Genomic DNA, 22,435 nt, shown 5'->3' on the forward strand with positions numbered 1-22,435 from the left:
CTTGGGCTTGGTGGCCTGCATTGCTACTTAAGAATATGTGTTGTCAGTCATAAACCTGGGCGCTCGCCAATTAGGCCCTTTGACGGCAACTGGTCCGCTACCATTGGCCAAAACGCCTTGTTCGAAGAGTCGTGCATAGGTTTCAAGCAATTCGCCGCTTGCAATAACTTCGTACCTGTAGCGCCCGAACATTCTGTCTAGGGAAGGTATGGCGGAACCGAGTGCGAACACGGTTAGTACATCTTCTACAGATTCATTTTTTACTATTCGCTCGACGATGCTCATTGCTTACCTCCTTTCAACAGATTCTTGTAAAACAGATCATCTTGCTTGTCTGCAGCGGCAATGGCGTCTTTGGTGTAGAGCAAAGACTCATCGTCGCGAAGCTTGAAATCTTCTAGTGTGGCCGTATGGGCATTGTTCCAAAGAGGCGACTCTTTGTCTGGCTTGAAATCGTCACCAAGTCCCAGCGCGCGAAACCTCTCGAGCTCGCGTAACTCATGAGTGTAATAGCGTAAATCCGTATCGGTGAGCATCCAGTGCCCGCTGAGAATTTTTCTCCAGACGTTGAATCATGATTTCGTTGGCATCTGATTGGTCAAGCCTCGCGATATGTAGTCTCACCGCATCAATTCCGGCTTGAGTAATAACCGCCGCTCGCCAATCCAGATCAAGTATTGGTCCACCAGACTGCTCTGGGTTGTAAAGCCGACCGCTGTATTCCCCTTTGACATAACCTCCCGCATACGGACTGCTGAACACCACATAAAGCGGCGCAATCCCTGAGTCATCGGGGAACACGATGATGAATCGCTCCCAGCCTTCGACCAGAATCGGATTCAGGTCCAGCCGTCCTTCGATCGGAACAATTGGAGCGCCCGTATAAGCAGGGGGGTCGCTATCAATTATGGGAGATTCAGTCGAACTGCCATCTGGCGAGATAGCGGGTGTCCAGGTAAGAAAGTCCGTCGGCGAATCTGGCAGTGCCACTTCGTAAACATCATTCAGCAAGTCATAGGCGGCATTGAGAACCAAGACACTCGAGCGGATATGGAAGTCATCGCTTGTGGCGACGAAGACTTCCGCACCAATACCGAGTCGCCTTACGCCCAAGCCCACGGGCATTTCCAGCGTGCCTTGCCGATCGGCTATTTCACGCAGTGTCTGTGCAGACTCCGACGACAACTCGGCAAGCGGCACGCTCATGGCAAAGCGCTCGCCGTTGCCCAAGCGTGAAGGCATCAGCAGCGCCGCGAAACCTACCAGTAACGGACCGCTGATCAGCGCAGCGGCTGCCGCTTTCACTGTCAGTAATCCCGCCCTCAGCGAATTGAGAATTGCCGATGCTGCTGAGGAAGGAAGAGCAATGGCTTTCGAGGAGAAGGAGAGGTGCGGGCTGGTGGAAGCCACAACGCCTGAGGCAGGGTAAACCTGTTGAATTTCTGGCGGTTGACGTTGCTGCTTTTGGGCTTCCACCTCTTGTTCGGAAACCGCTTGAAGCTCATGCAGATGTCGTTGGTTTTCGTGTTGTTGCTGGATTTTAAGCGTCGCCAGTTGCGCTTGTCTTTTGGCAACGTTAGTTGCGGTCTCGATCACCTTGCGGCGAATTTCCAGGCTTTGCTCCTCTGCTAGGACCTGACTTTGAATAGCCTCGATACGCTGTTCCATTTCAGCGTTAAGACGAGCCTGTTCCGCAGCGAACGCCTGTGCAGCCGCTTCCATGTTGAATTGCGCTTCTGCCAATGCTGCTTTCAATGTCGCGACGCGTTTTTTTTCCTGAGATTCAGCTTCAGCGTTGATGCGAGCCACTTCGCTAGCCAGGCGCGCCAGATGGGCGTCCTGACGCTGTTTCTCAGCTCGCGCGGCGATTCGTGCCTGTTCCCGTGCGCGGACCTGTTCCTGTTCAAGACGAGCGGCCTTGGCAATGTCACTCTTTCGTTGTTGCTCGGCTGCGATGCGGGCACGTTCTTTAGCCAAGCGCTGAGTCTCTGCCAGAGCCGCAAGTCTTGCTTGCTCCACACGCGCTGCTTCGGCGAGTTCTCTTTGACGTTGCTGTTCGGCCGCGATTCGCGCACGTTCTGCTGCCAATCGCTGAGCTTCTGCCGCCGCTTGTGCTTGCGCCTGATCATTTGCCTGAACGGTGGCCAGCCAGTTCTGTACGTTGACCTGTTGCTGGTTGAGCATCTGAATTGATTGCGCCAGCAATTTCGCTTCATGTGCGGCTCTGTACGAGGCAGCCCAGGTCTGCATCGCAATCCCCCGCGCATTAACGGTTCTATCGATGCTCTGGGCTTTTCGAAAGTAGGCATGGAAGTCTTTATTAAGTGGGTCATCTCCAAAGAACTGATTGGCCTGTGCTGTTTTTTGATGAAATTCAGCGGTTTTTCTTTGAATCAGGGTATGCCGTACACCCGGCTCACGAATGATTGCTTGCGCGGGAGGAAGTGGGTGGGTTGCGCCTTCCAGCCGCGTTGCGGCCAGATCCTGCTCGATTGATTGGGACAGTTGCTCTGCTCGGGTTTGAAACTCACGAGCAGTTCTCAGGCTGTGGGCAGTAAATTCCCGAGAGTTGACTTGAACATTGTTGGGAATACCAAATGTGCCGCTTTGGGAGAGGTTCGGAGATGTCCCTCGAATCAAAGGTGTGTTTGGGGGGGCGGTTGCTGTCGTATGAACAGCTTCGGTTAACACAAAGGGTGGAGGCTTTTGCATATTCATGTCCTTTTGAATGTGCGTGATAAATCGCTGGCAAGTCAGCACGGCCGGTTGGTGACGTCCGTGTCACCAGCGAAGGGTTGAGGTGTTTCAAGTTACAACAGACTTGCGGTTGAAGAGTCTGAGAAGCCCGTCAGTAACAGGGCGTTGTTTTGAGAGGTTTTTCGCGGATTAAGAACCGCGGGCGTGAAAATCTTCTGAGCAATCGGAAGTATCCGACGTTGTTCTCGGAAGTTTCAGCAGGACGAAGGTCTGGGCTTTTCAACAGTCATAAAAAAGGCCGCTGCAAACGCAGCGGCCAAGGTAAGACGTTGGATCAAGGAGCTACAAATCAACGTCAGTGAACAGCGGGGCGATAGACCGAAAAATCGATTTATCCGAAATCGGTAGCCAATCGCTTGCGCTATCTGCGCAGCGGGCTTCGCGCTTTCCGGCGTGTTCCGGGTAAGCGCGCTCAGGATAAGGGCTTGAGTCTGTAGGAAAAATACCAATTCCAGACATGCACTGTTACGGGGCGCGCAACAGTTGCGTGCCCATGCATGGCGCTGATGATGGGCCATCCAGCCAGTCCATGAACGGTTCCAGGCCCCGCCCTGCAAGGACATTCATCCTTTCGAGCGACAACGCAAATACCTCCTTGGTGCGCTTATCGACCGCTTCCCCCGGCAGTAGGGTGGGGCCTTCTGTCACTCACCGGGGAAGACGCATGACAAAAACAACAATGCGCGCCATCTTCACACCGCAGGCGCTAGCCGCTGCGGTGGCTTTGGGTTGCTGTGCCCAGGCGCAAGCGGTTGCCTTCAACATCGGCGAAATCGAAGGCACCTTCGACTCGTCACTCTCGATCGGCGCGAGCTGGGGCCTGCGCGATGCCGACAGCTCGCTGGTCAGCACGGTCAATGGCGGCAGCGGACAATCCTCCACCGGTGATGACGGGCGTCTGAATTTCAAGAAGGGCGAAACCTTCTCGAAAATCTTCAAGGGCATCCACGACCTCGAACTGAAGTACGGCGACACTGGCGTGTTCGTTCGTGGCAAATACTGGTACGACTTTGAACTCAAGGACGAAGACCGCGAGTTCAAGCAGATCAGCGACAGCGGCCGCAAGGAAGGCGCCAAGTCTTCCGGCGCGCAGATTCTCGATGCCTTCGTCTATCACAACTACGCCATCGCCGATCTGCCGGGCACCGTGCGAGCCGGCAAGCAGGTGGTGAGCTGGGGCGAAAGCACGTTCATTGGCAACTCGATCAACAGCATCAACCCGATCGACGTCTCGGCATTCCGGCGGCCCGGTGCCGAGATCAAGGAAGGCCTGATCCCGGTGAACATGCTGTTCGGCTCGCAGAGCCTGACCGACAAACTCTCGGTCGAAGGCTTCTATCAACTGGAATGGGACCAGACCGTTCTCGACAACTGCGGCACGTTCTTCGGTGTCGACGTAGCCGCGGACGGTTGCAACAACGGCTACACCGTCGGCAGTCCGGCGGTGGCGCCACTGGTGCCGCTGACCACCGTGTTCGGCCAAGGCATTCAGGTCACCCGCGAAGGCGTGGTGATCCCCCGTGGCGGCGACCGCGATGCGCGCGATTCGGGGCAGTGGGGCACGGCGCTGCGCTGGCTCGGCGAAGACACCGAATACGGCCTCTACTTCATGAACTACCACAGCCGTACGCCGACAGTCGGCACCACCACGGCGGGGCTGTCGACACTGGCGGCACTGCCTGGCCTGGTCGGCATTGCCAACGGCCTGGCGCCTGGCAGCGGCGCGGGGCTGGCGCAAAGCGTGATGCTCGGGCGCGGTCAGTACTACCTCGAATACCCGGAAGACATTCGCCTGTACGGCGCGAGTTTCTCGACCACTCTGCCGACCGGTACCGCGTGGACCGGCGAGATCAGCTACCGGCCGAACGCGCCGGTGCAGGTCAACACCAACGACCTGACCCTGGCGCTGGTCAACCCGATTGCCGGCGGCACGGCATCGCCAGTCGCCACTTCGCCGGGCGCGGACAACAAAGGCTACCGGCGCAAGGAAGTCACGCAGATCCAGAGCACCCTCACACACTTCTTCGATCAGGTGCTGGGCGCTGAACGCCTGACCGTAGTCGGCGAAGCGGCGGTGGTGCATGTCGGTGGCCTGGAGTCGCGCAGTGAGCTGCGTTATGGCCGTGATTCGGTCTACGGCCAGTACGGTTTTGGCGGCGACACCGACGGTTTCGTCACCTCGACCTCGTGGGGCTATCGCGCCCGGGCGATTCTCGATTACGCCAACGTCATCGGCGGGATCAACCTCAAGCCCAACCTGTCGTGGTCGCACGACGTCGCCGGTTACGGCCCCAACGGTCTGTTCAACGAAGGTGCGAAAGCCGTGAGCTTCGGCGTCGATGCCGACTACCGCAACACCTACACCGCGAGCCTCAGTTACACCGACTTTTTCGGTGGCGACTACAACGTCCTCGAAGACCGTGACTTCGTGGCCCTGAGCTTCGGCGTGAACTTCTGATCTGCCCGAGAAGGATGACTGCAATGCGCAAAACGATTCTGCAATGTGGCGTGCTGGCCTTGAGTCTGCTGGCGGCCAATGTGATGGCGGCGGTTTCGCCGGATGAAGCGAACAAACTCGGCACCAGCCTGACTCCGCTCGGCGCCGAGAAGGCCGGCAATGCCGACGGTTCGATTCCGGCGTGGACCGGCGGCATCGCGAAAAACGCCGGCGCGGTGGACAGCAAGGGTTTCCTTGCCGACCCCTTCGCCAACGAAAAACCGCTGTTTACCATCACTGCGGCGAACGTCGAGCAGTACAAGAGCAAGCTCTCCGATGGCCAGATAGCGATGTTCAAACGCTACCCGGAAACCTACAAGATCCCGGTTTACCCGACCCACCGCACCGTGGGCGCACCGGCGGAAATCTACGAGTCGGCCAAGCGCAGCGCCCTGAATGTGAATGCGATCAACGACGGTAACGGCCTGGCCAATTTCACCGGCAATCGCTATTACGCCTTCCCGATTCCGAAGAACGGCGTCGAGGTGCTGTGGAACCACATCACCCGTTATCACGGCGGCAATTTGCGGCGGATCATCACCCAGGTCACGCCGCAGACCAATGGCAGCTACACGCCGATCCGCTTCGAAGAAGAGATCGCCGTGCCGCAACTGATGAAGGACATCGACCCGGATAAAGCCGCCAACGTGCTGACCTTCTTCAAGCAATCGGTGACCGCCCCGGCACGGCTGGCCGGCAACGTGCTGCTGGTCCACGAAACCCTCGATCAGGTGAAGGAACCGCGTCTGGCGTGGATCTATAACGCCGGTCAGCGCCGCGTCCGGCGCGCGCCGCAAGTGGCGTATGACGGCCCGGGCACAGCGGCCGATGGTCTGCGCACTTCCGACAACTTCGACATGTTTTCCGGCGCGCCGGATCGCTACGACTGGAAACTGGTCGGCAAGAAGGAAATGTACATTCCCTACAACAGCTACAAGCTCGACTCGCCGAAGCTCAAGTACGACGACATCGTCAAGGCCGGGCACATCAATCAGGACCTGACCCGCTATGAACTGCACCGCGTCTGGGAGGTGATCGGCACGGTGAAGCCGAACGAGCGACACATCTACGCCAAGCGCCACATGTACATCGACGAGGACAGCTGGCAAGTGGCACTGGCCGATCACTACGACGGTCGCGGGCAACTGTGGCGCGTTGCCGAAGGTCACGCGCAGTACTACTACGATCACCAGGCCCAGGCCTACACACTCGAAGCGCTCTACGACATCATCGCCGGCCGCTACATTGCCTTGGGCATGAAGAACGAAGAGAAACACAGCTTCGAATTCGGCTTCGAAGCCAAGGCCGCCGACTACACCCCATCGGCTCTGCGCGCCGAGGGCGTGCGCTGACGGTTCTGCCACACCGCTGGACAGAAGGCGACCGCACGGTCGCCTTTTTTATGGTCGTCAATCAGCGTGCTGAATACTCGTCAACAAGCTTGCGGGAGAGGGCTAGGGTGAGCGCACAACGATAAGAAGGCTCAGCCGATGACCGCCATGACAGCATGCCTGGATCGACCCGGATTTCAGCCCAGGCTTTCTTCACATCATCAGCCTCGCACTCGCTTGAGCGAACCGTTGCTGGCCGCCAACGCGCGGGTCAGGCTGTTGTGTGCGCCTGCGGGCAGTGGCAAAACCGCACTGCTCACTGAATGTCTGCTGCAAGTGCGTGGGGAGTGCGAGGCGATCTGGCTGCCGCTGGCGGGAGTTGCGCTCAGCCCCGAGGCATTCTGCCTGCGACTGACTCGGGCGCTAGGGCTGGCCGAAGGCCTGGACGTTACACAACTGATGGCGGAGCTGGCACATTGGTCCAGGTCGACCTCGCTGTTTATCGACGACTACAGCCGTCTGCCGGATCCGGCGCTGGATGCTTTACTGGATCGGTTGCTGACGGTCAGCAGCCCGGCGCTGACCTGGTGGATCAGCACTCGCCGCCGGCCACAGTGCAACTGGCCGCGTCTGTTGCTCGATGACGAGCTCTACGAGTCCGAGTGCGCCAGTCTGGCGCTGACTCATGATGAGGTTGTAGCGGTGTTGGGCCATTTGCCGCCAGATCAGGCGAGCCGTGTCGCTGCTCATATCATCCAGCGTACCGGCGGTTGGTGCGCGGGGGCGCGCATGGCGATCCTGCAAAAATGCGACTGGTCGCAAAACCTGCAGCCGCAGCAACGTGTCGATACGCTGCTCGATTACCTGCAGCACGAACTCTTCAGCCACCTGACCCCGGAACAGGACGAGGCGTGGCGTGTTCTGGCTCATCTGCCACGGTTCAACGCGCCGTTATGCGAGCATTTGTTCGGCCCCGGCGAAGGCGCGCAGCTGCTGCATGATCTGCAAGTGCTGGGCTGCTTTATCGAACCATGGCAGCAATCCGCTGACTGGCTTCAGGTCTTCCGCCCGCTGTCGCGCATCATGCAGGAGTCGCATTGGCCGTGTGCGCGTTCCTGGCACCGGCGCGCCTGTCAGTGGTTCACCGCGACGCTGGATTGGCGAGCTGCGTTCGAGCAAGCGTTGCTGGCCGAGGAATACGAAACCGCCATAAGTCTGCTGCAGCATTTGAGTTTCGAGGATTTGTTCGAAGACCAGATCGTGGTCCTTCTTTTGCGCCTGCATGAGCGTCAAAGCCAGGAGCTGACCCTGATGACCCCGCAGTTGATCGGGCTGGTCACCGGGGCTTTGCTGTTCGCCGGCCGCTTCGAACAGGCCGGGCAATGCCTCGGCCATCTCGCCCGCTTCATGCCGCAGCCGACCGCACACCTTGAGCAGCAATTGCTGGCCCGTTGGCTGGCGCAACACGGCTGGCTGTGCCACCTGCAAGGGCAGATGGAGCCTGCGCGCGCGTGCTTTCAGGAGGCGTTGTCAGCGCTGGCTGACGACGCCTGGCAGGCGCGCTTGTTGTGCCTGTCGGGGCTGACCCAGCAGGCGTTACTGTGCGGTGAGCTCGATCGGGCCCATGCCCTCAACCGCGAAGCGCTGTGCCTGGCGCGTGCGCACGGTTCCCTGCTGTTCGAAGGGTTGCTCGAGCTTGACCATGCGCAATGGCTCGAGCAGCGAGGAGCGCCTGTGCGCGCCGAAAGTCTGCTGGTGGACATCGAGCACTTGCTGCGCCAGCGCGCCATGGCACCCACGCCGCTGCTGGGCCGGATTGCGCTGCGCCGCGGACGGCTGGCGCTGTGCATGGGACTTGAAGCGCAGGCTGCGGATCTGTTCAGCCGGGGTCTTGAGGATTGCCTGCGCAGCCAGGACAAGCGGGTCTTGTATGGCTACGTGGGGCAGGCGCAACTGGCCGGCAATCGCGGTGATTATGCCTGCGCGTTCGAGCGTCTGCGCGAGGCCGAAAGGGTGATGCAGCAGCGACAGATTCCCGATACCGTCTATCGCGGTGTCGTGCTGCAGGTCAGCAGTCAGTTCTGGTTACAGCAGGGCCGGCCGCAACGGGTGCAGGAGGCGTTGAGCCGGCTGTTACGGCATTACCGTGGACCCTCCGGGCTACAGGCGCCGCCCGCGACATTCGAGCTGATCATCCGTATTGAATATCTGCTGGCCTGCGCTCAGGCGCAATTGAATCCGGGCGAAAACCGTCTGCCAACCATTGAGCGATGGTTGGATCACGCCCAGGCCAGAGGCATGTTGACGGCGCAAACCGAGTTGCTGCTGGCCTTCGCCCAGTTGGCGGAATCCAACGGTGACACGCTGGCGGCGCAGCAGGCTTTGCAGCGAGCCGCAACGCTGGTGGAACGTTGCCGGTTGCAGCAAGCCATGCGGGAGTGGGAATTACGCCGAGGCGGCGTTGGCACGGTGTCTGGCAATCAGGTTACTGTCTGGCCGGGCGATAACGGTGATCTTGCCCCGGGCCTCAGCCGACGCGAGCGCGAAGTGCTGATGTTGATTGCTCAAGGTGCATCGAATCAGCAAGTTGCCGAACAACTTTTTATTTCGTTGCATACAGTAAAGACCCATGCACGGCGAATAAACGGAAAGTTGGGTGTGGAACGCCGGACTCAGGCGGTGGCGAAAGCGAAGTTGATGGGGATACTGGTCTGATCAGTGAAGTTTTGTAGTGCAAAAAGGTTCTGTCTGTTTGTTGGCATGTTTTGTAAATTGTTCGCCCTTCATGTCGGTTGGAAAAGAAACTACCTTGCAACTATCTACAGCGGCTGCATTCGCAGTTCTGGATAGTATAAGTAAGGAAAAGTTATGGTTAAGTTGTTCAAAAGTCTGATGCGTGGTTCTTTGGGGGAGCAAGTTTCCTGGGCTGAGGAATGGGAGAAGGCCAGCCGGGCAAAAGCAGATCTGTTCAAGATTATCGACGCCATGCCGAGCGTGCTGGGTATTCTTCGCAACATGCTTGAAAATGAATTGAAGCGTTTGGGCAAAACGGTTGATATCGACAAGGTCTACATAAATACCGACCCCGCTTTCCCCGCTGACCAAAAGCGCCCTTCGGGGACTCTTTGGGATGTTGCTGTTCATTGTTTGAATAATGATGTCAGTCCCGCCTACATACTCGGCGGCGATGGTGTTTTCTTTCTGCCAAACACATTCAGTGAACAATTAAAAGTCAATGTTCTCAATACTCTTATTGTCGAAGATCTGATCGCTGCCGTAGCAGGCGGATTTGAAAAAACGTTGCGAGCCGAGATCGCAAAGTTCTGGGCGGCGCCAGCCAGATCCATGCGCCCGGACTCTGCACCGTTGTCCAATAAGCAGGCTTTCATCGAAGCGTACGCCGTGGTCACGAGTGCGGAGCTGTCGCTCTCGGTCATGGCCAACAATTTCGATGCCCGGTTGGGTGAGCGGTTCGCCCATCTGCTCGACGCAGACGCCGGTCGCGCAGCGTTTGAAGTCAAGTTGCAACCGGCGCAGGATTATTTGCTTTCGCTCCAGCCGTGTTTCGTCCTGGACAACGCCGAGCGTTTGGATGCAGAAATGCAGCTGGGTAACGAATCGACTTCCTACCTTATGCACACGCCGGAAAACGGCTTCGAGTTCTTTGACAAAAATACCGAGCTGCACAGCAAACTCCAGCAGCGGCTGTCTTTGCGCAGCGAGCAGTTCCGATACCTGAAAGCGACACAGAGTCCTCACACCTTCTGCGCAGAGGCTCACCTGAAGGGTCAGCTGGAAAGCGTGTCCTCGTTGCTCAGCGGCCGGGACCAACTGGAGAGTCCACTTACCTCCGTGCTGCAGGAAAACCAGGGCCTGCATGTGCTGCGCTACGGTATCGACACCCGTTTCTATCTGCTTTGGGCGGCATTGAAACGTACCGATTGGCCGCTTTGGCTTCATGCCGCAGGTAGCGATGTTCAACAGCGCTACACCGAACTTGAAGAATCCAGGGATGAATACCAGGCAGCCTATTCGAGCGCGTTCGATGCGTGCTTTTCGTTCAAGGATTATGTGGCGCGGACATTCGCTGAATGGGCGGACAGAGTGCTCGGGGAACACCTGGACCCAGAGACGATAAGTGTCCATAGCTCGTACAGGCTGCAAATTGCCGGGCGTACCATCGAGCAGGAAGACACCCGGACGTTGACCGAATTTATCGTTTTCGGACTGCACGACACGGGTTATCAAGCGACCCTGACTATCACCGGCGCGCCCGACGGAAGTCGGCTGACGGCCGCAGCGCTTGAGCAGTGGCTGGCAAATCGCAACCTGCGGCTGGAATATACCGGCAGCCTGGCGTTCTCGCCGTCGGTTGATTACCAGGAGGCCTATCGCAACTATCTCTTCAGCCAGATGGAGTTTGCAGTTTTCGTTGCTCGCTACTCCGGGAAGCTCGATTCCACCGATGCGAACATTATCGCTCGCGCCATGGCCAATGACCCCGCGGTGACTATTCAGGGCGTGCGAATCAATTTACAGGTGCCAGCGTTGAAAGACGTCCTGATGATTTCGGCCAGAGAATATGTACCGTCGCTGATGCTGGTAAAAACACCTGGCGGTGAATTCGAACTGCAAAAATTCTCAGATATTTACGCAGCGAATCGCTGGCTGGAGTCGGCGTTGTCCGCAAATCGTGAATATGCGGCTTTGCTGATCCATCCAGACTACCTGCACGACGCGGGTGAGTTGCTCGGCAGCGATCCAACACAGTTGCACTACCGCTATAAGCTCGATAGCCGACCGGTCGATCTTGGCCTGAATGCCAAAACACCGCTGGCGGACTACGTCAATGTCGCTTACCGAGCCGAAGTTGCCCTGCACAAGGCCATTGCCCCTTTAGGTTATCGGTCACTTGGCGTCGAGGGCCGCAAGCGCTACTCGCGTCTGACAACCGAACTCAAGGCGCTGTCCACCGTTGATGCACGAGACAATGGTTTCCCGACATTCGAACAGTTCACCTATGACGCGGTGAAAGCTCAGATCGAAGACATCTTGCGTCAGCGTGGCAGCAACGTTTCGGTCAACCCCGACCACATCATGGTTCAGACCGAAGAGTTTCGTAAGAGCGTGACCGACGTTCTGCTCGAGGGACTGGCCTTTGAAGCTGTCCACCCGGCCTACGAAACGAAATTCAGCCCGAAATATTATTTGGTGAATGGGCATCCTGCCGTTGAAAAACTGGATATCCGCGACCTTTCTTCGCTGTCGAAAACTTTCCGTCCCGGTGACAGATATACCGCGATGCTCAAAGAGCGACATCAGAACAAGGCTCATCCTGATTACCCGTTCAAACGCGCTGTACACGCCCGAAAAATCCGCTGTGAAATGTACCGCAACGCTTATGCGGACTTTACCAATGGCAGATTATCGACAGAGTTGTTCTCTGCTATCCAATGGATTATCGATAATCTGAAAGAGAGTGGCGGCTATCAGTCAATTCCAGACAGCAGCTCTGAAGGTGGCGTCGGGCTTTACAAATTCAATATCGGCGGACTGGGTTTCACGGCTGCGTGGGACCGCACAGTTGGCGGCGTCTATATCTTCCGACTGAAGTTGTTGTCAGGGCTTCTCGATTTGCTGTACACGCCTGACGCGCCTGATCTCGTCAGCTTCCGGCCAATCGCTGAGTTCATCCCTTCGATTCGTTTTCGAAACGGCCCGTTCCGCCATTACTACAGCGAGCGGATATTGCTGCGTGACCAGAAAGTGATCAATGACTACTTCGATAACCTGGTCGCAACGGTCGACACCAAGCCGGTTATTCGCACGCAACAGCGTTCGTTATTGCCTGATCTGTTCACTTTCCATGATGAGCGAGTGCGCCGTGTATTGAGTGATATCGATGAACGCACCATCAGTCTCAATGAAATAATCGCCGGCATTGTCTACAACAACCTGTTGAAAGTCGCGAATATCGTCAGCCTGTTGGTGCCTCCCGTGGGCACTGTCGTGGTAGCTGTGCAGGTGATGAAAAGCATCTACGACGCGTCGCAATCGGACCTACGAGGTGATTATTCCGCTGCGCTCGGGCATGTACGGGACGTAATGAGCGGACTGCTGACGTTGGGGCAGGCTGCGGCGGCGGGCGCAACCGTGAAACAACTTACCCGTGTGCAGCGCTCGTTTCTCGATATGTTCGAAGACGCGCGGACGGTTGCCGAACTCGTTACGTATTACACCGGCCATGAAGACCCCCAGGATGAGCTGATCGGCTTCTTCAAATCACTGATGCAAGATGCTGACGCCGCATTGAGCAAGACCACGGTTCGTTGAGTCGTTCCGGACGCTCATAGGCCAGGCTTATCGTTCATAGCCCATTCGCCAACTTACGGCCCGCGTCGCAGCCAACAGCCGCTGCGCCGCCGGGCCGTTTTCGTCGGCGTGGAACAGCGAGGTCGGACCGACAATGGTCAGCACGGCGGCGATCTGCCCGACCGCGTTGAACACCGGGGCAGAGAGCGCATCCACCCCCGGCATCAACAAACCATGCACGTGATGCAGGCCACGTTCGCGGATCTGTTCACAGAGCGCTGCAAAGGCTTTTTCGTCCTTGAGCGGATGCTCCGCGACAGCGATTTCCTGCGCGCGCAATTCATCGGTTTCCCGGTGCGGCAGATAGGCGCTGAACACCAGTCCTGTGGACGAACTGAGCAGCGGCAGGACCGAACCCAGTTGCGTCACCACCGTCACCGCGCGCACCGCCGGTTCGATGTGCACCACGGTTGCGCCCTGATTGCCCCATACCGCGAGGAAGCAGGTTTCATTGAGTTCATCACGTAAATCGGACAGCGGCAGGGCGGCGACTTTCAGCACGTCCATGCTGTTGAGTGCCGCCAGCCCTACGCGCAGCGCTTCACGGCCGAGGCCGTAATGGTTGGTAGCGGTGTTCTGTTCGGCAAATCCCGAGGCAATCAACGCCTGCAAATAGCGATGCACCTTGCTCGCCGGCATCTGCACGTGTTCGGCCAGACGCGACAGCGAAGTCGACGGTGACAACTCGGCCAGGGCTTTGAGGATGTCGGTGCCGACTTCGGCGGAGCGGACTTTCTGTTTGCCGTTGCTGTCGCTGGTTTTTTCCATGGGGCTGGCGGTTCCGGTTCGAATGGGCGTCTTTATAGCTTGACGCTGGATAGCGAGCAAATTACGTTATGCGTAATCAGATTACGATAATAACAACCCCGGCGTGCCGAGACCTCTAAGCCAGAGCGATGGGCCACTGCCGACTCCCTGTTCAGGAGGCTCCATGAACCTCGATTCAACCGCGCAGGCCTTGGCTTATCAGTCAGGCTTCGGCAATGAATTCAGCACTGAAGCGTTGCCCGGCGCGCTGCCCGTTGGCCAGAATTCCCCGCAGAAGGCCCCTTACGGCCTGTATACCGAATTGTTTTCTGGCACCGCGTTCACCATGCCGCGCAGCGAAGCGCGGCGGACCTGGATGTACCGGATTCAGCCGTCGGCCAATCATCCGGCGTTCATCAGACTGGAGCGGCAACTGGCGGGCGGACCGTTGGGTGAGGTGACCCCCAATCGTCTGCGCTGGAATCCACTGGATCTGCCGACCGAGCCGACGGATTTCATCGATGGCCTGGTGACCATGGCGGCCAACGCTGGCGCCGAAAAACCGTCCGGCATCAGCATCTACAACTACACCGCCAACCGTTCGATGGAGCGCGTGTTCTTCAACGCCGACGGAGAAATGCTGCTGGTGCCGCAACTGGGCCGCCTGCGCATCGCCACCGAACTGGGCGTGCTGGAAGTCGCGCCGCTGGAGATCGTGGTGCTGCCGCGTGGCCTGAAATTCCGCGTCGAACTGCTCGATCCGCAGGCGCGCGGTTACCTCGCCGAGAACCACGGCGCGCCGCTGCGCTTGCCGGACCTGGGGCCGATCGGCAGCAACGGCCTGGCCAATCCACGGGATTTCCTCACCCCGGTCGCCGCCTACGAAAACCTGCAACAACCCACCACCCTCGTGCAGAAATTCCTTGGCCAGTTATGGGCCACTGAACTCAATCACTCACCGCTCAATGTGGTCGCCTGGCACGGCAACAACGTGCCGTACAAATATGACCTGCGCCGCTTCAACACGATCGGCACGGTGAGTTTCGATCACCCGGATCCATCGATCTTCACGGTATTGACGTCACCGACCAGTGTGCACGGTCTGGCCAACCTCGATTTCGTGATCTTCCCGCCGCGCTGGATGGTCGCCGAAAAAACCTTCCGGCCACCGTGGTTCCACCGCAACCTGATGAATGAATTCATGGGCCTGATCCAGGGCGAGTACGACGCCAAGGCTGAAGGTTTCGTGCCCGGCGGCGCTTCGCTGCACAGCTGCATGAGCGCCCATGGTCCGGACGGCGAGACCTGCACCAAAGCCATCAATGCCGAGCTTGCGCCGGCGAAAATCGACAACACCATGGCCTTCATGTTCGAGACCAGCCAAGTGTTGCGCCCAAGCCGTTTCGCCCTCGACTGCCCACAATTGCAATCCAGTTACGACGCCTGCTGGGCGACTCTGCCCGCCACGTTCGACCCGACCCGGAGATAACCCATGACACACAATTCCATCCCCCGCAGCTGGGTCGCTTCGGCCAATGGTCACAGTGATTTCCCCTTGCAGAACCTGCCGCTGGGCGTGTTCAGCCTGAACGGTTCGACGCCGCGCGCGGGCGTGGCGATTGGCGAGCACATCTTCGATTTGCAAGTGGCGCTTGAGGCCGGTCTCTTCGACGGTGTCGCCCGCAGCGCGGTGGAAGCCATGCACGGCGGGCAGTTGAACGCTTTCTTCGAACTTGGCCGAGAGGCACGGGTTGCCTTGCGCGAGCGCCTGATCGAACTGTTCAGTGAAGGCAGCACCCTGCGCGGCAACATCGAAGCGCAGGGTGCGACAGTGCTGCCGTTGGCTGCCGATTGCCAGATGCACCTGCCGGCGCGAATCAGCGATTACACCGATTTCTACGTCGGCATCGAGCACGCGCAGAACGTCGGCAAACTGTTCCGCCCGGATAACCCGCTGCTGCCGAACTACAAGCACGTGCCGATTGGCTATCACGGTCGCGCGTCCACCGTGCGTGCATCCGGCACCGACGTGCGCCGGCCGAAAGGCCAGACGCTGCCGGCCGGGCAGACCGAACCGGTATTCGGACCCTGCGCACGTCTGGATTACGAACTGGAACTGGGCATCTGGATCGGCCCGGGCAACGAGATGGGAGAGCCGATTGCCATCGGGGACGCCGCCGAGCACATCGCCGGTTTCTGTCTGCTCAATGACTGGTCGGCGCGGGATATCCAGGCTTGGGAATACCAGCCGCTGGGGCCATTTCTGTCGAAGAGTTTCATCACCAGCGTCTCGCCCTGGGTAGTAACGGCCGAAGCGCTGGAACCGTTCCGCACGGCACAGCCGGCGCGTCCCGAAGGCGATCCACAGCCGCTGCCGTATCTGCTCGACAAGCGCGATCAGGACGGCGGCGCCTTCGACATCGAACTGGAGGTGCTGCTGCGCACCGAAGCCATGCGCGAGCAGAACCTGCCGGCCCATCGCCTGACTCTGAGCAACACCCGGTACATGTACTGGACCGTCGCGCAAATGGTCGCGCATCACAGCGTCAACGGCTGCCAGTTGCAGGCCGGTGACCTGTTCGGTTCAGGCACCTTGTCCGGCCCGGAAAACGGTCAGTTCGGCAGCTTGCTGGAAATCACTGAGGGCGGTAAGAAACCGATCGAACTGGCGTCCGGCGAAGTGCGCAAATTCCTTGAGGACGGTGACGAAATCATCTTGCGCGCCCGCTGCGCCCGCGAAGGTTTTGCGTCGATCGGCTTCGGCGAATGCCGCGGCACCGTGATTGCGGCGCGCTGACAGGAGCGGCTTATGGATCTCTATTCCTATTACCGCTCCACTTCCTCTTATCGGGTGCGAATTGCGCTGGCGTTGAAGGGGCTCGATTACCAGGCGCTGCCGGTCAACCTGATCGCACCGTCGGGTGGCGAACATCGGCAAGCGGCGTATCTGGCGATCAATCCGCAGGGCCGAGTGCCGGCGCTGCGGACCGATGACGGCGCGGTGCTGATTCAGTCGCCGGCGATCATCGAGTACCTGGAGGAACGTTATCCACAGGTGCCGTTGCTGCCGGATGATCTGGTGGCGCGCGCGCAGGTGCGCGGTGTCGCGGCGGTGATCGGCTGCGATGTGCATCCGCTGCACAACGTCAGCGTACTCAATCGCCTGCGCCAGTCGGGACAGGATGAGGCGCAGGTGGTGGAGTGGATCAGTCACTGGATCAGCCAAGGGCTGGCGACGGTGGAGCAGTTGATCGGTGACAGTGGCTTTTGTTTTGGCGAATGGCCGTGCGTGGCGGATGTGTATCTGATGCCGCAGTTGTACGCGGCGGAACGGTTCAACGTCAGCCTTGAGGCGTATCCGAAAATCCGCCGTGTGGCCGCGTTGGCGGCTGAACATCCGGCGTTTATCAAGGCCCACCCTGCCAACCAACCGGACACCCCGTAGTCCCTGTGGGAGCGAGCCTGCTCGCGAAGACGTGGTGTCAGTGGCCTCTCATTCAGCTGACCCACCGCTCTCGCGAGCAGGCTCGCTCCGACAAGGGCTGGGTTGCGACATAAAAACCATAAAAACAAAAACAGGTACCTTGCGATGCATAACCAGATTGCCAGCTTCCGCGCGGCGCTCGACGCCCGGCCTGTGTCTCGTTATCAGTGGTTGCTGCTGATTCTGCTCGCCTTGCTGCTGGTCACCGACGGTTACGATGCCCAGGTGCTCGGTTATGTAGTGCCCGCGCTGGCCCAGGATTGGGGGCTGGAAAAATCCGCGTTCGGGCCGGTTTTCAGCGCCAACCTGCTCGGTCTCACTCTCGGGTCTCTCGCGGTTACGCCGCTGGCTGATCGCTTTGGTGTGCGGCGAATTCTGCTTGCCTGCGTATTGATCTACGCCACGCTGACGGTGCTGATGGTTTTCGCCGATTCGCTGAACACGTTGATGATTGCGCGGTTCATCTGCGGCATCGGCATGGGCGGCGCGATGCCCAGCGCCATGGCCTTGATGTCGGAATATTCGCCGCCGCGTCTGCGCACCTTGATGGTGACCCTGGCAGCCTGTGGCTTCTCGTTCGGTGGCGCCGCGGGCGGTTTTGTCGCGGCCGGTTTTATCGACCAGTTCGGTTGGCAGGCAGTGTTCCTCGCCGGCGGCGTGACGCCATTGCTGCTGTTTCCTTTCCTGTGGTGGATGCTGCCGGAGTCGCTTCCGCGCTTGCTGCGTGATGCACCGCCGTATGCACGGCTGCGCAAGGTCACCACGCGGATGTTGCCGGACTGGCAGCCACCGGTGGCCAGCGTCGAGCAGAACGAGCGCGAGCTGGGCAGCAAACTGACCGTGGTCGAGTTGTTTCGCAACGGCTATGGGCGGCCGACCCTGCTGATCTGGGCGACATTTTTTGTCAGCCTGATTCTGTTGTATTTCATGATCAGTTGGCTGCCAACGCTGCTGCTGGAAAGCGGTTTGAAACTTAACGAGGCCAACCTTGTTACCTCGATGTTCCTGTTCGCCGGGACCCTTGGCGCGATTTGCATGGCCTGGTTCGCCGACCGTTTGCACCGCAAGGTGCGCCTGCTGTCCGGGGTATTGGCAGGTGCGGCGCTGTGCACGACTCTGCTCGGGCTCAACCACGATGATCCGCGTTTTCTGGTGGCCTGTGTGTTTGCCGCCGGGTTCTGCATCATCGGCGGGCAATTGACGCTGAATGCCTTTGCCAGCAATTTTTACCCGGCTCATGTGCGTGCCACCGGTACCGGATGGGCACTGGGCGTGGGGCGTTTCGGTTCGATCCTCGGGCCGCTGTTTGGCAGTCTGCTGTTGGCAATGCACATACCGGTGGAGCAGATTTTCTTCTTCTGCGCGATCCCGGCGGTGATAGCTGCGCTGCTGATCATTCAGGTGCGCTCGCCGACTGAGATCCGCCGATCCAGTGTGGGAGCGAGCCTGCTCGCGAAGAACGATAACGCGGTTTGACCGGGAGACCGAGGTGCCTGCTTCGCGAGCAGGCTCGCTCCCACACAGGTTTGTACGGGCCTCAAGGATGGGGGCAAGCCTGCAGAAGGTGGTTAATGGACGACGGAGCTGGGCGGCAGATGGCCGAGGCGTTCGGTCAGGCGCAGGCGCTGGATCGGGTCTTCGCTGAGCAACAGCGCGTGCTCCAGATCGAAGCGCTCAGCGTTGGGGCAGTCGAGCCGCTGGTACAGACTGGCCCGGGCCATGTAATCAGCGGCCTTGGCGCCGCCCAGTTCGAGCACTCGTTCTGCGTCAATGAGCGCGGCGATGTAATCGTCGTGGGTCAGGTGCAATTGCCGCAGGTTGCGTGACAGGCGCTGCAGCATCTGCACCGGCGTTGCCGTCAGCAGATGCTCGGCGCTGAGCTGCATGTTTGGCCCGTACTGGCGCTGCAACAATTCGCGACAGTCATTGGGATACAACCGCCGCCCGCCGCAAGGGTCGAGCAAATGATCGGCGCCGGGAACCCGCAGCAGAAAATGCCCGGGGAAATTCACCCCGACCAGAGGAATCTCCAGGCCGTGGGCCAATTCCAGCGCAATCAACGCCAACGCCAGCGGCTGACCACGTTGAGTGTGCAAGACGCGATGCAGCAGCGCCGCCTGTGGACGCAGCGGCAGGAAATCATCCTGGGCGAAACCAAGATCGACCATGCGCCGCAACAGCGGTTGCGCCAGTTCGCTGACCGGCAGCATCGGCAGGCCGTAGCTGATCCGTAATTGCAGATCCTTGAACGTGCGCAACCAGGTTTCGGGTTCAAGGGTTTTGTCGTGCTCGGCACTTATCCACAGCGCAGCTTCCAGCAGGGCTGGCGGCGAACGGTGCAGGCAGTCGAAAAAGCGTTGGCGCGGACTCATCTAAATCTCCCTCCAATGCCTCGTTTTAGCCCCGTCCGGGTGCTTCGTCCAGTGTCTGGCTCATTGAGCGCAAGTTATCGCGGCACGACATTGCCCGCTCGGCGGCTTATGCCGGCGCGCGCCAGCAATTTTCAGGGGCAAGCCTATACTGGCGTTCTACAAGAAGTGATTCGGGAGCCTGTCGATGTTCGCTCTCATGCAAAGCACTCGCCTGGAATCGCTGCACCTGAGCGTTGACCCGGTCACCGGGTTGAAGGCGGTCATTGCCATTCATAACAGCCGTCTGGGGCCAGCCTTGGGCGGGTGCCGTTACCTTGCCTATCCCAACGACGAATCTGCGGTCGAGGACGCCATTCGCCTGGCGCAAAACATGAGCTACAAAGCGGCGCTGGCCGGCCTTGCGCAGGGTGGTGGGGTGGCGGTAATCGTGCGGCCGATCCATGTCGAGAATCGCGGCGCGTTGTTCGAGGCTTTCGGTCGTTGCATCGAGCAGCTCGACGGCCGCTACATCACCGCCATCGACAGCGGCACCTCGGTGGCGGACATGGACTGCATTGCCCAGCAGACCCGACATGTCACCAGCACCACTTCGGCAGGCGACCCGGCGCCGCACGCAGCCATGGGCGTGTTCACCGGCATCCGCGCCACGGCGATGGCGCGCCTGGGCAGCGACAACCTGGAAGGTTTGCGCATCGCCATTCAGGGACTTGGCAATGTCGGTTATGCGCTGGCCGAGCAACTGCACGCTGCCGGCGCCGAGTTGCTGGTCAGTGACATCGATCACGGCAAGGTGCAACTGGCGATGGAACAGCTCAATGCCCACCCGATCGCCAACGATGCGTTGCTCAGCACGCCCTGCGACATTCTGGCGCCGTGCGGATTGGGCGGGGTGCTCAACAGTCATTCAGTCTCGCAATTGCGCTGCTCCGCTGTGGCGGGTTCAGCGAACAATCAACTTTCCCATCTGGACGTGGCGGATCAACTGGAACGACGCGGGATTCTTTATGCGCCGGACTATGTGATCAATGCCGGCGGGCTGATTTACGTTTCGCTGAAACATCGTGGCGAGGAGTTGCCGACCATCACGGCGCATCTGTCGAAGATCAGTTCGCGGCTGACCGAAGTGTTCGCTCACGCCCAGGCGGAAAAACGTTCGCCGGCACGGGTGGCCGATGAGTTGGCCGAAAAGGTTTTGTATCGCTGAAAAGCAAAAGATCGCAGCCTTCGGCAGCTCCTACACTCGGAATGTAGGAGCTGCCGAAGGCTGCGATCTTTTTATTGGGCGCGAATTACTTCGGCGCTTTCGCTGCTTTGGCGGGCTTTGCCGGTGCCTCGTCAGGTTCTGCAACTTCGGTCTTTTCCACAGGCTCGGCCGGCGCATTGATCAGCTCCGACAGCGCATCGGGCTGGCTCTTGAACGCCCGGGCGAACACATCGCGGTTCTTCGCCATGTAGATTCCGGCTTCTTCCACTTGCTGTTCGGTCAGGGACGGAACGGCTTTTTGCAGCACATCGGCCAGATATTCGGCCAGTTCGAGCATTTTGTCATGACGATCAGCTTCGGCTTTATCCATGAACAAGCGCTCCAGATCTCGGCTGCTGCGGTATACCACTTCGACGGCCATTCACCACCTCACATGCCTTCACGTTAAGTTGTCTTGACGACTACTGTATCCATATACAGCGAAAAGGATAAGCGAATCCCTGCGCCATGGGTAGTGGCTTTTCAATGTAGACCGGATTTGGCGTTTGTCAGGGGGACGGTGGCGCTGCTATCGCGAGCAGGTTTGCTCCCACAGAACCCCAGCGGTGCGACCAAACGCCACGGCGCGGGATTTGCGGCGGATCGCCATGATGCGTGGCCCTGAACCTGCATGAAAACCGTGGCTACAAGGCGCACGCGCAAAACCGTCACGTGCGATACGCATCATCCGCCCGATACGGGCTAAGGAAACTCATCGTGAAAATCAACTGGGCCGAGAAACTGCGGCGTAACGTGCATCAACTGGCCGAGTCCCTGGGCAACCTGTTCGTCGAAACCTTTCACTACCTGGCGTTGTTCGCCATCGGCGCGGTGACGGCGTGGGCGGCGGTGATGGAGTTTCTCGGCATGCTCGAAGTCGGGCATATCAAGATTGATGACATTCTGTTGCTGTTCATCTATCTGGAACTGGGCGCGATGGTCGGGATTTATTTCAAGACCAACCACATGCCGGTGCGCTTTCTGATCTACGTAGCGATCACCGCGCTGACGCGCCTGCTGATCTCCAATGTATCGCACCATAACCCGCCCGACATGGGCATCATCTACCTGTGCGGCGGCATTCTGCTGCTGGCGTTCGCGATCCTGGTGGTGCGTTACGCCTCGTCGCAGTTCCCCTCGGTGAAGATCGAGAACCCGCAGCGCAAGATCGGCACGGGCTCCAGCGAACATCCTGAAGTGGAGAAGGGCGAGCTTTAAAGGCCCGCCGCCTGGCCGGGCTGGCCTTTGACCCGTGGCGGTGGCGGGGTCAGCCCGGCGCCGTTGGTCATGGTCTCGAGAATCGACATGGCGCTGTGGCCTTGTTCGATGGCGATGCCGAATTGAATGCTTTGCACCAGCCGCTTCAGCCGCTCAGGATCGTTGCGCTGTTCGGCGCTGATCATGCGTTTGGCCACGATGCGGCCGGCGTTGGACAGGGTCAGCATGATGCTGCCGTCCAGGCCCTGAATGCTCAGATTGATCTGATAGTCCGGCGCGAAAGCATCGGTAATGATTTGAAATGGGTTGTCCATGATGCGTCACCGCCTGATTGAACGTGCAGTTGTTGACCGGCCATGATCCGATTTGGTTCGCAACACCAGACCACTGGCATCTCGTTCGCTGAGGTTCGCA

16 protein-coding genes and 1 pseudogene are annotated in these 22,435 nt (G+C 59.1%); 10 read left to right on the top strand and 7 right to left on the bottom strand.

What is annotated here, in order from left to right:
* Positions 1-27 precede the first annotated feature (27 nt).
* Genes BLU71_RS26530 through BLU71_RS26535 form a run of 3 tightly spaced genes read right to left on the bottom strand, consistent with a single transcriptional unit; the run spans position 28 to position 2,712 of the window.
* A complete protein-coding gene (locus tag BLU71_RS26530) occupies positions 28-285 on the bottom strand; it encodes an immunity protein (protein WP_065615807.1) in 258 nt (85 codons plus the stop codon).
* Positions 282-536 (bottom strand): hypothetical protein, encoded by a 255-nt coding sequence (locus BLU71_RS27845; protein WP_231982448.1) that lies wholly within the window; start codon positions 534-536, stop codon positions 282-284. The genes BLU71_RS26530 and BLU71_RS27845 overlap by 4 nt, the downstream gene beginning before the upstream one ends.
* Positions 499-2,712 carry an S-type pyocin domain-containing protein gene (locus BLU71_RS26535; protein ID WP_231982449.1) on the bottom strand — a complete coding sequence of 738 codons (2,214 nt, stop codon included), beginning with the start codon at positions 2,710-2,712 and terminating at the stop codon, positions 499-501. Before BLU71_RS26535 ends, BLU71_RS27845 begins: the two co-directional genes overlap by 38 nt.
* 709 nt (positions 2,713-3,421) lie before the next feature.
* On the opposite strand from BLU71_RS26535, the gene BLU71_RS26540 reads away from it, so the two are divergent.
* From BLU71_RS26540 to BLU71_RS26555, 4 genes are all read left to right on the top strand, one after another.
* Positions 3,422-5,215: a DUF1302 domain-containing protein gene (locus tag BLU71_RS26540; RefSeq protein WP_083354238.1), complete on the top strand. Its 1,794-nt coding sequence runs from the start codon at positions 3,422-3,424 to the stop codon at positions 5,213-5,215.
* 23 nt (positions 5,216-5,238) lie between these two features.
* On the top strand, positions 5,239-6,606 hold the full coding sequence (locus tag BLU71_RS26545) for a DUF1329 domain-containing protein (RefSeq protein WP_042607660.1): 1,368 nt from the start codon (positions 5,239-5,241) through the stop codon (positions 6,604-6,606).
* Positions 6,607-6,744: 138 nt separating this feature from the next.
* Positions 6,745-9,300: a helix-turn-helix transcriptional regulator gene (locus BLU71_RS26550; protein WP_083354239.1), complete on the top strand. Its 2,556-nt coding sequence runs from the start codon at positions 6,745-6,747 to the stop codon at positions 9,298-9,300.
* Between the two features lie 153 nt (positions 9,301-9,453).
* Positions 9,454-12,918: a dermonecrotic toxin domain-containing protein gene (locus BLU71_RS26555; protein WP_083354240.1), complete on the top strand. Its 3,465-nt coding sequence runs from the start codon at positions 9,454-9,456 to the stop codon at positions 12,916-12,918.
* Between the two features lie 27 nt (positions 12,919-12,945).
* Here BLU71_RS26555 and BLU71_RS26560 read toward each other — a convergent pair whose 3' ends face one another.
* The gene (locus BLU71_RS26560; protein ID WP_042607663.1) at positions 12,946-13,725 is read right to left on the bottom strand and encodes an IclR family transcriptional regulator; all 780 of its coding nucleotides are present in this window, start codon (positions 13,723-13,725) and stop codon (positions 12,946-12,948) included.
* 163 nt (positions 13,726-13,888) lie between these two features.
* On the opposite strand from BLU71_RS26560, the gene hmgA reads away from it, so the two are divergent.
* The 4 genes from hmgA (at position 13,889) to BLU71_RS26580 (ending at position 18,664) form a co-directional block, all read left to right on the top strand.
* Positions 13,889-15,193, top strand: coding sequence for a homogentisate 1,2-dioxygenase (hmgA, locus tag BLU71_RS26565; RefSeq protein WP_065615814.1), 1,305 nt, complete (start codon positions 13,889-13,891; stop codon positions 15,191-15,193).
* A 3-nt stretch (positions 15,194-15,196) separates the two neighbouring features.
* Positions 15,197-16,501: a fumarylacetoacetase gene (gene fahA, locus BLU71_RS26570; RefSeq protein WP_083354241.1), complete on the top strand. Its 1,305-nt coding sequence runs from the start codon at positions 15,197-15,199 to the stop codon at positions 16,499-16,501.
* A 12-nt stretch (positions 16,502-16,513) separates the two neighbouring features.
* The gene (gene maiA, locus BLU71_RS26575; protein ID WP_083354242.1) at positions 16,514-17,149 is read left to right on the top strand and encodes a maleylacetoacetate isomerase; all 636 of its coding nucleotides are present in this window, start codon (positions 16,514-16,516) and stop codon (positions 17,147-17,149) included.
* A 144-nt stretch (positions 17,150-17,293) separates the two neighbouring features.
* A complete protein-coding gene (locus BLU71_RS26580) occupies positions 17,294-18,664 on the top strand; it encodes an MFS transporter (RefSeq protein WP_083354243.1) in 1,371 nt (456 codons plus the stop codon).
* Positions 18,665-18,756: 92 nt separating this feature from the next.
* Here the strand turns inward: BLU71_RS26580 and BLU71_RS26585 are convergent, their stop codons facing one another.
* Complete coding sequence (locus BLU71_RS26585) at positions 18,757-19,560, bottom strand: SirB1 family protein (protein ID WP_065615818.1); 804 nt, start codon at positions 19,558-19,560, stop codon at positions 18,757-18,759.
* A 184-nt stretch (positions 19,561-19,744) separates the two neighbouring features.
* Here BLU71_RS26585 and BLU71_RS26590 point away from each other — a divergent pair, with 184 nt between their 5' ends.
* On the top strand, positions 19,745-20,764 hold the full coding sequence (locus BLU71_RS26590) for a Glu/Leu/Phe/Val dehydrogenase family protein (RefSeq protein WP_042607669.1): 1,020 nt from the start codon (positions 19,745-19,747) through the stop codon (positions 20,762-20,764).
* Positions 20,765-20,930: 166 nt separating this feature from the next.
* Here the strand turns inward: BLU71_RS26590 and BLU71_RS26595 are convergent.
* Positions 20,931-21,185: pseudogene (locus tag BLU71_RS26595) on the bottom strand (YebG family protein); the annotation flags it as partial.
* 335 nt (positions 21,186-21,520) lie between these two features.
* On the opposite strand from BLU71_RS26595, the gene BLU71_RS26600 reads away from it, so the two are divergent.
* The gene (locus tag BLU71_RS26600) at positions 21,521-22,021 is read left to right on the top strand and encodes a phosphate-starvation-inducible protein PsiE (protein ID WP_016771633.1); all 501 of its coding nucleotides are present in this window, start codon (positions 21,521-21,523) and stop codon (positions 22,019-22,021) included.
* Here the strand turns inward: BLU71_RS26600 and BLU71_RS26605 are convergent.
* A complete protein-coding gene (locus BLU71_RS26605) occupies positions 22,018-22,335 on the bottom strand; it encodes a DUF3509 domain-containing protein (RefSeq protein ID WP_083354244.1) in 318 nt (105 codons plus the stop codon). The genes BLU71_RS26600 and BLU71_RS26605 overlap by 4 nt on opposite strands.
* Between the last annotated feature and the right edge of the window lie 100 nt (positions 22,336-22,435).

This window comes from Pseudomonas moraviensis, assembly GCF_900105805.1.
GTDB lineage: Bacteria > Pseudomonadota > Gammaproteobacteria > Pseudomonadales > Pseudomonadaceae > Aquipseudomonas > Aquipseudomonas moraviensis_A.